Genomic DNA, 16,599 nt, shown 5'->3' with positions numbered 1-16,599 from the left:
TAACTGATGAATAGTACCAAGCCATTCCGGGTAATACCGGGGTGGCTTTTTTTTGTGGTTGAAGGAAAGCGATCGGTTTATTCCGACAGGTAGCTTAATTTAAGACCTCTTTAATATCCGGGTCCTCAAACGGAGAAAAGGCTTTTCAACGGCGAGATGCAATAGCCATCCGCCAAGAAAAGATACGACGATCGCAATCCAGAACACCGCATAACTATCTCCATCCATCCCGCCTTTTTTCAAAACCAAATGGGTCAGATGAATCAATTGTTTGTGTGTCAGGTAAAGGGAATAGGAAAGGGTGGCAATGAGGGTTGTGACCCGGGAGGGATAGCGGTACAGGATACAGGTTGGACTAAGCGCCGCCAGGACCATTATTCCGTAGGCAACCGATATCAGCGGGAATCCGAAAACAGCACACGCAAAACTGTATTGACCGGGTCCGTTGGCCAGGAACCAGGAGCCGGTCAGCAGCATGAGGCTGATCCCCAGGAGCCAGTTGCCATGTCGGGTAATACGCTGCCAGAGCTGCGGTTTGAAATGGAGCAGGGCTGCCAGACTAACGCCCGTAAGCAGACCATCCAACCGGGTATAGGTGGGATAATAGATCCATTTATAATAGGCTATACCGAATCCTTCTTTTTCTTCCGTTTGCAGGATCGGTTCGATGAAGCGGGTCCAGTTATAGATACGGATAACAAAACCGAATATAAAAAAAACGGCGATTATCCAGACGCCTTTTCGGATGGTCCGGGTAGAAGAGCTGTTGACGGTTCCGAATGGTATGGCCAGCAGGAGCATCATGATAAATGGAAGGAACAAATAAAATTGTTCTTCGATGCAAAGCGACCAGGCATGGGAAAAGGCGCCATGGGTGGTCAGGTCGAGACCGAAGTTCTGGGTGAAAGTGAGAAATTTCCATAGCGGCGGCAGTTCACTACGCTCTTTAAAAGCCGGGATGGAGAAGTAAAGAATCAGGACAGCCAGGTAGGCCGGAATAATGCGGAAAAAACGCTTGAGATAAAATTCACTATAAGATATACGCTCCCCGCGGGCGATGGCGCCCAGCAGTTGCCCGCCGATCAGGTAGCCGCTCAGCACGAAGAACAAGTCAACGCCGGTCCATCCAAAGCTCCCTAAGGTATCGAGCAGGGGTGGGTTCCCAAAGATCCGGTAATGGTAGATAAATACGAGTACGATCGCCAGAGCCCGGAGATGATCCAGCCCTGCAAGCCTTTTATTCATTGGATTGGGGGGAATATGGTTAACGGCTTAATAAAAAATCTTTTAATTCGCTGTAACGGGATTCTATTTTCTTGCTTTGTTTTTGTTTGTCCAGTATGACCCTTACGCTTTCCGGTATGGGTATTTTCTGCCCGATGATAGGTTCCACGGTATCATAAAATTTTACGGGATGTGCCGTTTCCAGGAAGATGCCTTTCATTTCCGGTTTTTGGGAAGAAAGGGAATGACCGTTTGCGCCGGAAGGAACTTCCGATTGATTACCTGAAGGGTATACAGGCTGCTGCGCTAAATATCTTTCCAGGGCTAAATATCCAACGGCGCCATGGGGGTCCAATAAATAATGCTCCCTGGAATAAATATCCAGGATGGCTGCTTTGGTTTCTTCATCCGTTATGCTATAGCTGGTCAATACTTTTTTGAGGGATTGGAATTGCTGATGAAAGATCTCCAGGATCCGGACAAAATTGCTGGGATTGCCAACGTCCATGGCATTGGACAATGTGGCTACGGCAGCTTTGGAAATGTCGTAGGTACCGGTTCGGAGATAGGCAGGCACCACATCGTTGGCGTTGCAGGCGGCTATAAAATGCCTGACGGGAAGACCGCTGCGATGGGCCAGCAATCCTGCACAGATATTCCCGAAATTGCCGCTGGGAACACTGATCACCGGGGGATTCTTTTTATCCGCCCATTGCTGCCAGGCAAAGAAATAATAGAATTGCTGGGGCAGCCAACGGGCTACGTTGATAGAGTTGGCGGAGGTAAGGAACAGTTCCTTATTCAGGTCCGTGTCTGCAAAGGCTTCTTTGACCATGCGCTGGCAATCATCAAAACTTCCGTTCACTTCGAGGGCTGAAATGTTTTTTCCAAGGGTCGTCAACTGTAATTCCTGCACGCTGCTTACTTTACCGGAAGGATACAGGATCACGACATTTACTCCCTCTACTCCATAAAATCCGCTGGCTACGGCCCCACCTGTATCTCCGGAGGTAGCGACAAGTACGGTGACGGGTTTGTTATTCCCCTGTACAAAATAACCCAGGCAACGGCTCATAAACCGGGCGCCCACATCCTTGAAGGCCAGGGTAGGCCCATGGAATAACTCAAGGGTTCCAATTGAACCGGTGACCTTTACCAGGGGGAAATCGAAGGAAATGGTCTCCGAGACGATCCTTCTTAGTTCATTTTCCGGCAGGTCATCACCTACGTAGGGACGAATGACCCTGAAGGCGATCTCTTCCCGGGAATATTGATCAATATCTTTTATCAGGTTTTCGGGTAATTGGGGTATCTGCTCAGGGAAGTATAACCCTCTGTCCGGTGCCTGTCCTTTGATGGTGGCTTCTTTGAAACTGACTTTTTCCGAAGGGTTATTGAGACTATAATAATTCATGAATGATTTTTTGGGATTCAATTTTTGTTGGCAGATGACCTGCTAACCGCTTTTGCTGACGGACGACTTGCTAACCGATTATCCTGATCCCTTCCTGGTTGATGGTGGTTACATGGGTATGATAGGCCAATCCTATCGCGTCATAAATCCTCTTCATTTGTTGTTCCACTTCCAGGGCGGTTTCCCGGTCTTTGCTCAGCATAAAGATAGATGGCCCTGACCCGGATATACCGCCGCCAAGGGCTCCTGCCTTTTTGCATTGTTGTTTGACCTCGTCGAATCCGGGAATGAGCATACTTCTGACCGGTTCAATGATCACGTCTTCCAGGGATCTTCCGATCAGTTCGTAATCGTTCTTCATAAAACCTGCCACCAAACCCCCTATGTTCCCCCATTGCCTGATGGCATCTTTCAGCAGCACTTCCTTGCGCAGGATCTGCCTGGCATCGGAGGTCCGTACCTCTATCTGGGGATGTACCACAGTGACATGCAGCAAAGGTGCAGGGATCGATATGATGTCCAGGGGAAAGATGGACCGGATCAGGGTTATTCCCCCATAGATACAAGGTGCTACGTTATCGGCATGTTTAACGCCGGAAGCTACTTTTTCTCCGAACATGGCAAAACGTACCTGGTCTGCCTTTGACCAGATATTTCCCAGTAAATGATTGGCTGCGACTACTGCCCCGGCGGCACTGGCGGCACTACTGCCCAAACCGCTGCCCGGCTTTATCTTTTTATCGATGATCACCTCGAATCCCACCTGCTGATCCATTTCCTCCAGCATGGCCAGTAACGGAGCACCGGCGGTGTTGAGTGCAGGGTCCGTAGGCAGGGGAAAGCCGTCCCTGCTGATGATGGTTACCTTGGGCTCATCGAGCAGCCTTACTTCCATCGTGTCGAAAGGCGCATCCAGAGCCATCCCCAGCACGTCAAATCCGCAAACGAGATTGGCGACGGTACCCGGGGTCTGTATAATTATCCCCCCCGACCCCCTGAAGGGGGAGTCGGGTAACACGGTGCTTTTATGGTTATTTGTATTCATCTCAGTTCTTTATATTTCCAGGTTTTATCTTTCTTTGGTGGCCTCAATAAATTTCCACTTTAAATCTACCTCTTTTTACGTCTTTTTTACTCCCCTGTAGGGGGTTGGGGGTCATTAATGGGCAGCACGAATGATGTCTGCGAATACGCCCGAAGCGGTGACCTCCGCACCCGCACCGGCCCCTTTTATCACCAGCGGCTGTTCGGGATATCGATCCGTATAAAATAATACGACATTATCCTTTCCGTACAAATGATAGAGGTCGTGTTGCGGGTCGATATGCTGCAGACCCACGGCAGCCTTGCCATTTTTGAAGGAAGCCACGAATTTCAGGATCTTCCCTTCTCCGGCCGCGGCCTGATAGAGCTTTCGGAAATGGTCTTCTTCGGTTGCCATAGCAGCATAAAAATCGGCTACGCTTCCTGTCATACAGGAAGGAGGCATAAATGTGTTATTTTGAATATCCTCCATTTCCATTTTTTCTCCGGCTTCCCTGGCCAGGATCATGATCTTGCGCATGACGTCGGTACCACTCAGGTCCAGACGGGGATCCGGTTCTGTATATCCTTCGTCCTGAGCCTGCCGGACCACTTCGGCAAAGGGTTTGCCCCCTTTGTAATTATTGAAAACAAAATTAAGGGTACCGCTCAATACGGCCTCTATCCTGTTCACCTTATCGCCGCTGCGCAAAAGATCATTCAGGGTGCCGATTACGGGCAACCCGGCGCCTACATTGGTCTCGAAAAGGAAGAGCGAATTGTATTCCCTGGCCAGGTCTTTTAGTTTCTTATAATAACCATAGGGTGAAGAACAGGCGATCTTATTACAGGCGACTACCGAAATGCTTTTCTGTAACAGACGGTCGTAACACCCGGCAACCTGTTGATTGGCGGTAACATCCGCAAAAACAACATTACGTAAATTCCTGGACAGGATACCACGGACCCAATCTTCCAGATCCATCGGCTCACCTTGATCCAGCAAACTTTTCCAGTTCTGCAGATCGATACCCTCGTCGTTGAAGACCATTTTTTTACTGTTGGCGATACCGATCACGTTGACCTGTATCCTAAGCTGATCCTGAAGATACGTCTGCTGCTGTTTGAGTTGTTCCAACAACCGGCTGCCGACATTCCCGCTTCCGGTGATAAAAAGATTCAATTGTTTGTAAGTGGTCTCGAAAAATTCTTCATGAAGGATATTGACCGCTTTTTTGACATCGCGGGAGGCTATGACGGCCGATATGTTCCTTTCCGAAGAACCCTGTGCGATAGCCCTGACATTCACACCATTCCTGCCCAGGGCACCGAACATTTTTCCACTTACCCCCGGATGGCTTTTCATCTGGTCTCCCACGAGGGCAATAATGGCCAGGTCTTTTTCCACGATCAGGGGTTCTACCTTGGCGGTCTCTATTTCATGGCCGAATGCGGCATCTACGGCTTTTTTGGCCAGGGCAATATTCGTTTCCTCGACTCCAACGCAGATGGAATGTTCCGACGATCCCTGTGTGATGAGGATGACATTTATCTTTTCATTCGAGAGTGCTTCGAAGAGGCGTTTGGAAAAACCGGGTATACCGACCATTCCGCTGCCCTCCAGACTTAATAAGGCAATTTTTCCAATGCTGGATATTCCCCGGATACTGCCGCCGTTGCGGGAAGGCGTGTGTTCGATGACCGTTCCCGGATCGGCGGGGGCAAAGGTATTTTTTATCCATACAGGGATCCCTTTTTTCATGACGGGCTGTATGGTAGGCGGATAGATCACCTTGGCTCCGAAATGCGAGAGCTCCATTGCTTCCTGGTAGGAGATATGGGGAATGAGTTTGACATTGGCGACCAGACGGGGATCGGCTGTCATCATGCCGGATACGTCCGTCCAGATTTCTACTACCCTTGCCTCTACGGAAGCCGCGATAATAGCAGCTGTATAATCTGATCCGCCCCTTCCCAACGTAGTGGTGATCCCGTTGGTGTCGGCAGCGATAAAACCCGGCAGGATAAAAAGTGGTTCTTTTGCCGTATCGAAAAACTGACGGATCTGCTGGTGGGTAAAAGGAAAATCAACCGCGGCATATCCGAATTGGGAATCTGTCCGGATAAGCTCTCTGGAATCCTTCCAGCAGCTTTCCTGACCCAGGGTCTCGAAACGGGCAGAGATGATCAGGGAAGATAACAGCTCCCCGTAACTGACGATCTTATCCTTTGTGCGGGGAGATAATTCGCTCAATAAGAAAACACCATTGCAAATATCCTCTATTTCATTACAGCGTTTTTTTACCAGGCTCAGTACGCCGCTCTGACGGGTAAGAGGCAGGAGATATTTTACGGCTTCGAGGTGACGCTGTTCGACCACCAGTAATTTTTCCTTATAGGTCTCATCCCCGGCTGCGGCCAGTGTACCGGCCTGGATCAGGATATCGGTAACGCCACCCAGGGCCGATACCACCACGATGGTCCGGTCCTTTGTCAGGGCTTCCAATACCAGTGCGACTACCTTATTTATATTTTCTCCATTGGCGACCGAAGAACCTCCGAATTTTAAGACCTGCATATAGCTAGATTTACGAGTTTAGATTTGATGCTGATTTGATACTGATTTGTTGAAAATCCGAAAGATGGCCCGTTCCCCTTTTTGGAAAAAACAGCTTTTATGCCCATGGTATGATATGAAATTTGACAACCCTTAACGGGTTGTGGAGGTGGTAATGGTTGTAATTTGCGTAGCGAAACGCGAGAGCGTCTTTGGCACAGCTATGAAGGAAGCTGTATCAGCTAAGACGGGGAAGGAAGAGACAATATCGTGTGTTTTTAAAACCACCTGAGTGAATAGGGTGCTAAGATAAGTGTTGTTAAGGGAAAAACAAGAAATAGCCTTTTATTTTAATAGAAATGGAGTATTTTAGCCTTTTAATTTACATTCTTGCTACTTGCCGGGCAAATTCTTTGAACATTTAAAAAACGCGATAAGCGTTTTATCAGTAAGGACAGATATTAGCCATTTGCCGGAGATGCGCTAATTTTTTAACAGCGTATCTCCGGCAAACCACATTAATACGCCAGTATGAGTTACCAATCATCTCAGGGTTTGCAGCAATTTAAGAACCTGGTAGGGATCAAGTTTCAATTGTATAATAGTTTGTTTACTTCCCTGCCGTTCCACCGCATCGAGAAAACAGGCATCCTGTTATCTCTTTTGCTTACCATTTGCGAAGACGGATATAAGAAAAAACAAAGCCCCGTTCAGATCATCGAAGAGTTCTTCGAGAAACATACCACCTATGCGAGCGAGCGGGACCGCGCGGATATCCTTTTCCGTTTTGTACAATATGTGGAAAGGCAGATCGTATTGTTCGATGCGTTGGAAGACGCCGCTTTCCGGCATGTGAATGATATGGGCGGAACAGGAACGGTAAAACATCTTATTTCGGAAGTCCTGCAAACCAATAAAGAAGAAGAGCTGACCGAAAAACTGAAGGACTATTCTGTCCGGATGGTACTGACTGCGCATCCTACACAATTTTATCCCGGCCCGGTACTGGGGATCATCAATGATCTGTCCAGGGCGGTCATCGAGAATAATGCCTCGGAAATCAATCTTTACCTGCAGCAACTGGGAAAGACCCCTTTCCTGAAAAAACAAAAACCTACGCCCTACGATGAAGCGATCAGCCTGATCTGGTACCTGGAAAATGTGTTCTATCATGCTTGCGGGAAAATCATTTCCTCTCTTCAAAATCAATTCCCGCATGTCATCGACAAACATAATGCGGTGATAAAAATGGGTTTTTGGCCGGGAGGTGACAGGGACGGCAATCCTTTCGTTAAAACAGAAACCACGCTGAAAGTGGCGGATGCCCTGCGGGGGGCGATCATCAAATGTTATTACCTGGATGTTCGCAGGCTCAAAAGGCGGCTTACCTTCAAAGGGGTGGATACCATTATCGCTGACCTGGAAGAAAAACTGTATAACAATATATTTATACCGGAACAAAAGACCGATCTGAGCAAACAGAATATCCTGGATCCGCTCATCCAGATCCGGGAGATCATTATTTATCAGCATAACAGCCTGTTCGTACACCTGGTCGATAATCTCATCGGTAAGGTGATGATCTTCGGTCTGCATTTCGCTACGCTGGATATCCGGCAGGATAGCGTGGTACACGGGAAAGTACTGGAGGCTATCGCGGCCAGGGAAAAACTGCTTCCTGAAAACTATGCAGGTCTGTCCGTTAAAGAAAAGATTTCCTTACTGACAGGCGGCTGCGCATCCGGCGAGGTCAAGCCGGAATTATACGATTACGATCCCCTGATAAAAGATACCGTCGAGACCTTCCCTGCAATCAGGACCATCCAGAAATTCAATGGCGAGGAAGGTTGCAGCCGTTATATCATCAGTCAATGTAACAGCAGTCTGAATGTGTTCGAGGTTTTTGGTTTATTCCTGCTCAATGGATGGAAAAAGGAGAAACTAAAGGTAGATATCATTCCCCTTTTCGAAACGGTCGATGACCTGCAGCATGCGGCGGAGATCATGAAGGGACTATACGAAAACAAGGTCTATTATAAACATTTGCAGGGAAGGAACCATACCCAAACGATCATGCTCGGGTTTTCCGATGGCACGAAGGATGGCGGTTACCTGATGGCGAACTGGAGCATTTATAAGGCCAAGGAAGAACTGACTTCCGTGTCGAAAGAATATGGCATCAATGTGGTTTTCTTCGATGGTCGTGGAGGCCCGCCTGCCCGCGGTGGTGGTAAAACCCATAAGTTCTATGCCTCTATGGGAAAAAATATTGCCAACAAACAAATTCAGCTGACGATACAGGGGCAGACCGTAAGCTCCAATTTCGGAACTATCGATACGGCCCAATACAATATCGAACAGCTTTTGCATGCCGGTATCTCCAACGATCTTTTTTCGTCCAAGGAAGTCACTCTTCAATCAGGCGAGGAAGAATTATTGCAGGCTCTGGCAAAAGAAAGTTATAAGGCCTATACGACCCTGAAGGATCATCCGTATTTTCTTTCCTATCTGAATGAGGTAAGCCCGCTGCGTTTTTATAATGAGACGAATATCGCCAGCCGGCCCTCCAAACGAAAAAGCTCTGGCAGACTGGAGTTAAAGGACCTGCGTGCCATTCCTTTTGTTGGCGCCTGGAGCCAGCTCAAACAAAATGTAACCGGATATTATGGTGTAGGAAAGGCGCTGCAGACGCTTGATAAAAAGGGTAAATGGAAAGAGGTGAAACATTTATACGATAATTCACCCTTTTTTAAGACCCTGCTGGATAATTGCGAAATGGCGATGAAGAAATGTTTTTTCCCATTGACCGAACATTTTTCCCGTCACCCGGTATATGGTGAGATTTGGACGCTGATCTACGACGAATTCGAACTTACCCAAAAATATATTTTCAAATTATCCGGTAAAACGGAACTGATGGCCGATTACCCGGTAGAACTCCTGTCCATTCAAATGCGGGAGCGGATCGTATTGCCACTGAGTACTATTCAGCAATACGCACTTACAAAGTACCAGGCCCTGGAAAAGAGCGGTGATAACAAAGCCATGAAAGAGGTGTATGAAAAACTTATCATCCGCAGTTCTTTCGGGATTATCAATGCGGCCCGCAATTCGGCCTAAAACGTCTCCGGCGTTTTAGGCCGAATTGCCATCATTAGATACGGGAGCCAGAAAGTCCACTTTCTGGCTCGCGCTGTTTTCAAGCCTCTTGCGGCTTGAAACTCTCACCCTTATGGCTTGATGCTACCTTGCAGCTTGAGTACTCTTCCCTTACAGCTCCCCAATCTGGCTTACATTAGTCCCCCGATCTCAAAACCTGTTGGAGATACACCGTGTATAAGCCATAGGGCATATAGGATTGCATGATCATTGTATTTCCTTTTTCATAAATCGTCTCTACCAGGGTCATGTATTTTTTCACCATGTTAAAGTTGTGTTCGATCGCCATTAACCAGGCGACAAACTAAAGCGGTTAGGGCTTTATTCCTTTTTCAAACTGGTTTCTTCCAGATATTCCCTGCTTCTTTTTAATGCCGCTCCGAAGGTCTCCGTAACATTGGCCTTGCCTAAGGCAAATAACAAACGGGCATCCTTTACTTCTTTTAATACCCTGGGCTGCCCGACTTCGGACAGGATCAGTTTGATTCCACGCTGTCTGAAGTCTTTGCATACTTCTTTCAAGGCTCTTATCCCTGTTGCGTCAATGACCGGTACGTTTCGCATACGGATGATCAATACTTTGGGCGCCCGCTCAATCTGTCTCATGGCATCCTTAAATTTATAGGCAGCGCCAAAAAATAAAGGGCCGGTTATTTCAAATACTTCTACTCCCTTTGGAATCCGATAGTTGTCGGCCTCTCCTGATTCCACATTTTCTTCAGGTCTGCTTTGCACTTTGTCTTTATCTTCCTCTTCTTCGGGTCCTTTCCAAATACTGACTTCACTGCTCCTGATCATATTCCGCATGAAAAGGAAAGCTGCCAGCACGATCCCTATTTCAATGGCGACCGTCAGGTCCACCAATACCGTTAGCAGAAAGGTCGTCAGCAATATCGCGATATCGCTCCCGGATCCTTTTAGGACCGATATAAAATTTTCCCACTCGCTCATATTATAAGCGACGACTACCAGGATACCTGCAAGTGTTGCCATCGGAATCAGGGATGCCCATCTCCCAAAAAAAAGGATGATCAATAGTAAAACGATGGCATGTGTGATACCGGCTACCGGAGTACGACCTCCGTTCTTTATATTGGTAGCCGTTCGGGCAATAGCCCCTGTCGCAGGAATGCCTCCGAAGATGGCCGAGCCGATATTGGCTGTGCCCTGGGCAACCAATTCCATATTGGACCGGTGTTTGCCTCCGGTCATCCCATCGGCAACGACTGCGGATAATAAGGATTCAATGCCGCCAAGGAGGGCAATGGTAAACGCAGGCTGTATCAGGCTTCTGATGATCTTACTATCCAGGTGGGGGAATACCGGAGACGGGAAGGATGATGATATAATGCCAAAACGACTTCCGATGGTCTCTACCGGCAAATGGAAAAGTTGTACGGCTATCGTTGAGGCCACCAGTGCTACCAGTGAACCGGGGATTTTATGCGTTATTTTGGGCCATAAAAGGATGATCAGTACTGATGAAAGAGCAATGAGGAAGGCATAGGAATTAAAGGATTGAAAATGCTCTCCGAATGCCTTCCATTTATCCAGAAAATCGGTCGGGACGCTTCCCATCTTCAATCCGAAAAAGTCTTTGACCTGGGAAGAAAATATGATCAGGGCAATCCCACTGGTAAATCCGACGATCAAGGGGTGGGGGATGAATTTTATAACCGACCCCAGACCGGCAAGCCCCATCAGGATCAACAGGATCCCTGCCATAAAAGTAGCTATGATCAGCCCGTTGATGCCATATTGCTGTACAATGCCATAAACAATTACAATAAAGGCGCCAGTAGGCCCACCAATCTGCACCTTGCTGCCGCCCAAGGCAGAAATAATGAACCCCGCTATGACGGCCGTAAATAATCCCTTTTCCGGGGAAACGCCGCTGGCAATGGCAAATGCTATCGCCAGGGGTAAAGCTACTATACCAACGATCAGTCCCGCTACCAGGTCTTTAACCAGTAGCTGCCGGTTGTAATTCCTGAGGGTGTCAAAAAGTTTGGGTCTGAACATAACCTATCGGGTTAATGATATTGCTTATCTATCGGTATTCTTCTATGGTTAAAGCCATTAGGGTTGTTTTATATTATTTACCGGCGTTCGGGGTCTTCCGGTTTTTCGGTTTTCCAGTTTTCGTTGTAACTGATAAAAAAGGATAACCACAAGGCCCTGGACAGGCGCATTAAGTAAGGCTGGCAGGCAATCAATAAAAATATATTGACTCCGATCCACCAAAAAAGCCGGTTATCCGTTAACGATAACCCTACCAGGGCCCACCAGGCCAAAAAGGTAATGGCTGAAAAGGCTACTGTCAATCCATAACTCAGGTAGCCCGTTCCATAATAAAACCCGACCTCTATTTCCATGTATTGATCGCAGGACGGGCATTTGTCGGGCATCTTCATGAACTGTTTCAGGTCGTAGGAATTCCTTGTCTGAAACATATCGCCTGTCCTGCACCGGGAGCATTTATGATTAACTATACTCCAAAGGTAACCGGGGCGTTTATTTTTATTCATCATATTTTCATCCAGCATTTTAATAAGTTTCCGAACCTGGCTTCCACTAACTGGTAACCACGGGGTATTTCATTTTCCAGGCTATGATAGGTTACGATTCGTGTGCCGGTTGCCATAACTTCCAGTTCTGTGTACAGGTACCGGTTATAATAATTGTACAATTCAACGGAATAAGCTATGCTGTCATCTATTTTGTCCGTGCCGGTCAGATTCTCGTGAAAGGAATTATAGAAGTAAAAATGGTCATATTGTTTAAAGTCGAGTTGAGTAAAGTTCCCGTGGAGGAAATGGACATTAGCTAATTCAATCAGCGTCTTTGCTTTTTCAGCATGGTTTACCAGTTCCTTGCGTTGCTCGACCCCGGAAAAGGAAGCCGATGGCTGATAATAAGCGGCTGCCAGACAGAATGCTCCCACGCCGCTGCCAATATCCAGCACTTTAACGCCTGCATAGGGTACAAGATATTCCGCCGCGGATCTGGCAATATGGAGGGGAGTCCAATGAAGACGGGCCAAGGCCCGGATCGGTGCAGGATACAATTGATGAAACCGGTTGTCTTCCCTGAACCAGGTATCTGAAGACCGGGAGCTAATTTTTGCTACCTTGGATGTTTCCATAAGGCAAAACTACCGGGTTAGCGGTTAGATTGCGGTAAACCTTGTCACTTCAAAAAGTGACCTTTATCACTTTTACCCGTTAGCCTGTCTTAATCTGAAAATATCGAGAATCTGGATAATTATGAGTATCAAGGATATTTTTCCAATAGAGAGATGGGATTTTAAAAACCAGTCCATATTCGCGGATCTGCCCGAAAAGGATGCGGCTTTGCTTGCTGCTCATCAAAGCGAACAGCTGTATGAAAAGAATGAACTTATTTTCAGGGAAGGTTCCTATCCATCCGGAATTTTTTTTATCCGGAGCGGAAAGGCAAAAAAATATAAAGTAACAAAAGACGGTGGGGAGCAGATTATTTATGTCGCCAATACCGGTGAGTTGATCGGCTATCACGCCATTTTAGCGGAAGACCGGTATCCGGATTCTGCTGCTGCCCTGGAACAAAGCCTTATTGCCTTTATTCCGAAAGAAGATTTCTTAGAGGTACTGGACCGGTCAACGTTGTTGAGCAGACGATTATTAAAAGTACTAAGCCACGAATTTGCCGTGTTGACCAATAGCCTGACTTTGTTCACACAGCATTCGGTACGGGAAAGACTTGCTTTGCAATTAATCGTACTCCGGGAAAAGTATAAGGTCAATTTTCAGCCAGGCATGCCGGTTGAAATAAATATGTCGAGGAATGATCTGGCCAGCCTGGTCGGAACGGTGCGGGAAAATGTTGTGCGGGTGCTCGGTGAGTTAAAAGAAGAAGGCATTATTGAAACGAAGGGGCGGAAAATTATGGTGCTGGACGTTAAACGGCTGATCGGCATAGCGAATTATAAATGAAACAAGTAATAAATAAACCGAAGGCCAGTCAGGATTGTTTCGATGGCCCTAAGCGGCATTCAGACCAAGTTCGGGTTGGGGCCGGGGGTCTGCAACAGGTATATTTGTTTTAAGAGGTGGAGTGGCGAATTTACCACCGATTACCCTGAAATAAATAAGACTTATCACGACCGAGGCTACGACGCTCAGCAGGATGGATATTTTAGCTATATCCCTGAAACCCTCATTTGTGAAGGCCAGCATCGTGGTAAAAATGGACATGGTAAAACCAATACCAGCTAGTGTACCCATCCCGAATAGCTGTTTCCAATGCGTATTCGAAGGTAACTGAGCTATTTTGCAGGCAACCATAATACGGCTGAAAAGGAATATCCCTACCGGTTTGCCAATGACGAGTCCACAGATCACTCCCATGCTGACGGAAGTATTCAGCGAGTGAATAATATTACCTGGAACAAGTATTGCGGTATTCGCCAATGCAAAGAGGGGGAGAATAAAGAAATTGACCGGCTTATGAATGAACTTCTCTATCAGCGCCAGGTGTTTGACAGGAGTTGCGAATGCAAACAGTACTCCTGTAATGCTGGCTTCGACCCCTGACTGAAGCATAGCATACCATAAGACGAGCCCGATCAGGATCTGCGGAGCTCCGAATTTTAGTTTTAAATAGTTACAGACGAAGAGTAGTCCATAGAGAATTCCGGCAATAGCCAGCCACCAGCCACTTACATGCCCGCCGTAAAATAAGGCAACAACAATTATAGCCCCCAGATCGTCGATGATAGCCAGTGCCATCAGTAATATCTTAAGGCCGACGGGAAATCTTTTGCCTAACAGGGAAGCAATACCTAAAGAAAAGGCAATATCCGTTGCCGTTGGAATTCCCCAGCCATGTGCATGCTGTGTATGAAAATTAAAGGAGGTATATATCAGTGCCGGAACCAACATGCCTCCGAAGGCAGCGCCGAAGGGGAGAACGGCTTTTTTAAACGAAGACAATTCCCCGTTCAATAGTTCCCGTTTAATTTCCATCCCAGCCAGCAGGAAAAAAAAGGCCATCAGGAAATTATTGATCCAATCCAAGGGCGATCCGGGTAGGTGCAAAGTTGAATTGCCTGGTAATTCCGTTCCCCAGCCATTTGAATACCAGGTACCACCAGAATTCGAAATGAACAGGGATATCACGGTACAGCCGATCAGGAGGATGCCGGTGGAGCGGCTGTCATTGAGAAAATCCCTGAGGGGAGTTATGATTTTATGGTGAAGGGGCCTGGTTTGAGAAATGGAGGAAGACATGGAAGATCTTTTAGAATTGAAAAAAATTATAATATAAATAATTTTAAGATCAACCTAAAGTTAATTAAAATAAGGCATAGTTATATTAAAATAGTAGGCATTGTTTATAAAATAATTCACATTTTAATAATTGGTATATGAATTTATTTATGTCTTGTATTTTATTTATTATCAATATGTTAGATGAATAAAATAAAGTAAAATGGCTGCTATATACATAGCAACCATTTTACTTTATAAAGAATATATAAAAATTTATTAATCTACATATCCATGTACGCCCATTTCGGGAATATCGAGGCCTGCTATTTCAGCTTCAGGCGATACGCGAACAGGGGTGATCTTATTAGAGAGTTTAAAGAAGAAATACATGACCGGGAAGACAAAGAGGAAGCAGGTAGCTGTTCCGATAAGCTGGGCCACAAATTGGCTCCCGTCACCATAAAAGAGTCCTTTTACAGTTCCCGGGACGCCATTCCATCCATCTCCATAAGAACCATCCGCGAAAAGTCCAAGAGAGAGTACACCCCAGGCTCCATTTGCTCCATGGACTGCAAAAGCGCCTACGGGATCATCGATCTTTAATTTCCTATCGACAAAATTGTAAACAATGACAACCAATACACCAGCTACCAATCCTATTATCACAGATCCCATTGAATTTACGAATGCACAAGGGGCGGTAATGGCTACAAGTCCAGCCAGCAGCCCGTTGGCGAGCATCCCCGGATCGGGTTTCTGCCCTTTGATGTACATGAAAACCAAAGCACCCAGCGTTGCGGCCGTGCCTGCCATCATAGTGTTAACGGCAACGATACTGATCCGGTAATCACCGCCGGCTAAAGTGGAGCCGGGATTGAAACCGAACCAGCCGAAAGCAAGGATAAAGGTTCCTAAAAGAGCCATAGGGATATTATGGCCAGGTATGGTATTGACCGTCCCGTCCTTGCCATATTTGCCGATGCGGGGGCCGATTACTATCGCTCCTGCCAGTGCGGCAACACCGCCTACCATGTGCACCACGGAAGACCCTGCGAAATCCACATGACCATGACCCAAATGGAAATTTACACCAAGTTGGGAAAGCCATCCGCCGCCCCAGACCCAATTCCCGAAGATTGGGTATACGAACATGGAGATGAAAAGCCCGAATATGAGGAAGGATTTGAAAGACCATCTTTCTGCCATGGATCCGGTGGGAATAGTGGCGGTTGTATCCATAAACACCATCTGGAACAGGAAAAGGGTGAATACTCCCACGTCATATACCTTGCTGTTCAGGAAAAAACCAACGCTTCCAATGATCCCGAAGTCATGACCGAATATATGAATGATATATTCATGGGGAATGACACCTGGCGCCCCACCCAATGTTGCGGCATTAAGCGCACCTCCAAACATAAAAGCAAATCCGCAGATCCAGAAACCAAACATTCCAATGGCGTACACCATGAAATTCATCCCCATCGTGTGGGCGACATTCTTCTTTTGGGTAAACCCGGTTTCCACTAATGCAAAACCTGCCTGCATAAACATGACCAAAAATCCGGCGATCAGGGTCCACATGATATTGATGGCAATCTTATTATGGCCATCAGCATTGCCGATCGTATTGACCGCAGCGGTAATCTTATTAAGCGTTGTGTCTTTGGTCGCTGCCAAAGTATCAATGCCAAGGTCCTTCATTGTGCCTGTGCCAGCACCAGTAGGGTCCTGCGCAAAGGTCGAAGATGGTGTCAGCATTACAAGCGACATCATCATCATCATGATCGCAAAAAACAGGAAAGGTCGAAGTTTTAGTTTGGAAATTGTTTTTAGTCCCATTGCTTTTAGTTTTTGTTATTGAAGATGAAGTATGTTTTATCGATTTTCGATACTGGTCAGTTATTCGGAGTTCGATATTGAGCCGGGTGTTTTTTTAGGTTAACAAATCGGGTTGCCTATTGCTCCTT

General features: G+C 46.7%; 12 protein-coding genes. 2 read left to right on the top strand and 10 right to left on the bottom strand.

Annotated elements, in window-relative coordinates:
* Positions 1 to 99: 99 nt before the first annotated feature.
* The 4 genes from ACX0G9_RS10520 to thrA form a co-directional block, all read right to left on the bottom strand.
* Entirely contained in the window at positions 100 to 1,245 is a 1,146-nt protein-coding gene (locus ACX0G9_RS10520; RefSeq protein WP_459064856.1) for an acyltransferase family protein, read from the bottom strand.
* Positions 1,246 to 1,264: 19 nt separating this feature from the next.
* Positions 1,265 to 2,638 carry a threonine synthase gene (gene thrC, locus ACX0G9_RS10515; protein WP_459064855.1) on the bottom strand — a complete coding sequence of 458 codons (1,374 nt, stop codon included), beginning with the start codon at positions 2,636 to 2,638 and terminating at the stop codon, positions 1,265 to 1,267.
* A 70-nt stretch (positions 2,639 to 2,708) separates the two neighbouring features.
* Positions 2,709 to 3,683: a homoserine kinase gene (locus tag ACX0G9_RS10510; RefSeq protein WP_459064854.1), complete on the bottom strand. Its 975-nt coding sequence runs from the start codon at positions 3,681 to 3,683 to the stop codon at positions 2,709 to 2,711.
* A 114-nt stretch (positions 3,684 to 3,797) separates the two neighbouring features.
* Positions 3,798 to 6,239, bottom strand: coding sequence for a bifunctional aspartate kinase/homoserine dehydrogenase I (thrA, locus tag ACX0G9_RS10505; protein ID WP_459064853.1), 2,442 nt, complete (start codon positions 6,237 to 6,239; stop codon positions 3,798 to 3,800).
* A gap of 510 nt (positions 6,240 to 6,749) precedes the next feature.
* Between thrA and ACX0G9_RS10500 the strand changes: the two genes are divergently transcribed.
* On the top strand, positions 6,750 to 9,338 hold the full coding sequence (locus ACX0G9_RS10500) for a phosphoenolpyruvate carboxylase (RefSeq protein WP_459064852.1): 2,589 nt from the start codon (positions 6,750 to 6,752) through the stop codon (positions 9,336 to 9,338).
* Between the two features lie 175 nt (positions 9,339 to 9,513).
* Here the strand turns inward: ACX0G9_RS10500 and ACX0G9_RS10495 are convergent, their stop codons facing one another.
* From ACX0G9_RS10495 to ACX0G9_RS10480, 4 genes are all read right to left on the bottom strand, one after another.
* Complete coding sequence (locus ACX0G9_RS10495; RefSeq protein ID WP_459064851.1) at positions 9,514 to 9,642, bottom strand: hypothetical protein; 129 nt, start codon at positions 9,640 to 9,642, stop codon at positions 9,514 to 9,516.
* 56 nt (positions 9,643 to 9,698) lie between these two features.
* Complete coding sequence (locus ACX0G9_RS10490; RefSeq protein WP_459064850.1) at positions 9,699 to 11,399, bottom strand: SulP family inorganic anion transporter; 1,701 nt, start codon at positions 11,397 to 11,399, stop codon at positions 9,699 to 9,701.
* A gap of 77 nt (positions 11,400 to 11,476) precedes the next feature.
* Positions 11,477 to 11,923 carry a DUF983 domain-containing protein gene (locus ACX0G9_RS10485; protein ID WP_459064849.1) on the bottom strand — a complete coding sequence of 149 codons (447 nt, stop codon included), beginning with the start codon at positions 11,921 to 11,923 and terminating at the stop codon, positions 11,477 to 11,479.
* Positions 11,905 to 12,522: a class I SAM-dependent methyltransferase gene (locus ACX0G9_RS10480; RefSeq protein WP_459064848.1), complete on the bottom strand. Its 618-nt coding sequence runs from the start codon at positions 12,520 to 12,522 to the stop codon at positions 11,905 to 11,907. The genes ACX0G9_RS10485 and ACX0G9_RS10480 overlap by 19 nt, the downstream gene beginning before the upstream one ends.
* A gap of 121 nt (positions 12,523 to 12,643) precedes the next feature.
* On the opposite strand from ACX0G9_RS10480, the gene ACX0G9_RS10475 reads away from it, so the two are divergent.
* Complete coding sequence (locus tag ACX0G9_RS10475; protein WP_459064847.1) at positions 12,644 to 13,351, top strand: Crp/Fnr family transcriptional regulator; 708 nt, start codon at positions 12,644 to 12,646, stop codon at positions 13,349 to 13,351.
* A gap of 48 nt (positions 13,352 to 13,399) precedes the next feature.
* On the opposite strand, the gene nhaA is transcribed toward ACX0G9_RS10475, so the two are convergent.
* Positions 13,400 to 14,647 (bottom strand): Na+/H+ antiporter NhaA, encoded by a 1,248-nt coding sequence (gene nhaA, locus ACX0G9_RS10470; protein ID WP_459064846.1) that lies wholly within the window; start codon positions 14,645 to 14,647, stop codon positions 13,400 to 13,402.
* A 258-nt stretch (positions 14,648 to 14,905) separates the two neighbouring features.
* Complete coding sequence (locus ACX0G9_RS10465; protein WP_459064845.1) at positions 14,906 to 16,471, bottom strand: ammonium transporter; 1,566 nt, start codon at positions 16,469 to 16,471, stop codon at positions 14,906 to 14,908.
* Positions 16,472 to 16,599: the final 128 nt, after the last annotated feature.

It is taken from the genome of Flavitalea flava (genome assembly GCF_054461575.1).
The sequence above is the reverse complement of the archived record's forward strand: the minus strand, read 5'-3'. Positions and strand labels throughout refer to the sequence as shown.

Bases quoted from the DNA above. Each gene is read 5' to 3' on its own strand.
- ACX0G9_RS10520 (WP_459064856.1), bottom strand. From the start codon at position 1,245: ATGAATAAAAGGCTTGCAGGGCTGGATCATCTCCGGGCTCTGGCGATC.
- thrC (WP_459064855.1), bottom strand. From the start codon at position 2,638: ATGAATTATTATAGTCTCAATAACCCTTCGGAAAAAGTCAGTTTCAAA.
- ACX0G9_RS10510 (WP_459064854.1), bottom strand. From the start codon at position 3,683: ATGAATACAAATAACCATAAAAGCACCGTGTTACCCGACTCCCCCTTC.
- thrA (WP_459064853.1), bottom strand. From the start codon at position 6,239: ATGCAGGTCTTAAAATTCGGAGGTTCTTCGGTCGCCAATGGAGAAAAT.
- ACX0G9_RS10500 (WP_459064852.1), top strand. From the start codon at position 6,750: ATGAGTTACCAATCATCTCAGGGTTTGCAGCAATTTAAGAACCTGGTA.
- ACX0G9_RS10495 (WP_459064851.1), bottom strand. From the start codon at position 9,642: ATGGTGAAAAAATACATGACCCTGGTAGAGACGATTTATGAAAAAGGA.
- ACX0G9_RS10490 (WP_459064850.1), bottom strand. From the start codon at position 11,399: ATGTTCAGACCCAAACTTTTTGACACCCTCAGGAATTACAACCGGCAG.
- ACX0G9_RS10485 (WP_459064849.1), bottom strand. From the start codon at position 11,923: ATGCTGGATGAAAATATGATGAATAAAAATAAACGCCCCGGTTACCTT.
- ACX0G9_RS10480 (WP_459064848.1), bottom strand. From the start codon at position 12,522: ATGGAAACATCCAAGGTAGCAAAAATTAGCTCCCGGTCTTCAGATACC.
- ACX0G9_RS10475 (WP_459064847.1), top strand. From the start codon at position 12,644: ATGAGTATCAAGGATATTTTTCCAATAGAGAGATGGGATTTTAAAAAC.
- nhaA (WP_459064846.1), bottom strand. From the start codon at position 14,647: ATGTCTTCCTCCATTTCTCAAACCAGGCCCCTTCACCATAAAATCATA.
- ACX0G9_RS10465 (WP_459064845.1), bottom strand. From the start codon at position 16,471: ATGGGACTAAAAACAATTTCCAAACTAAAACTTCGACCTTTCCTGTTT.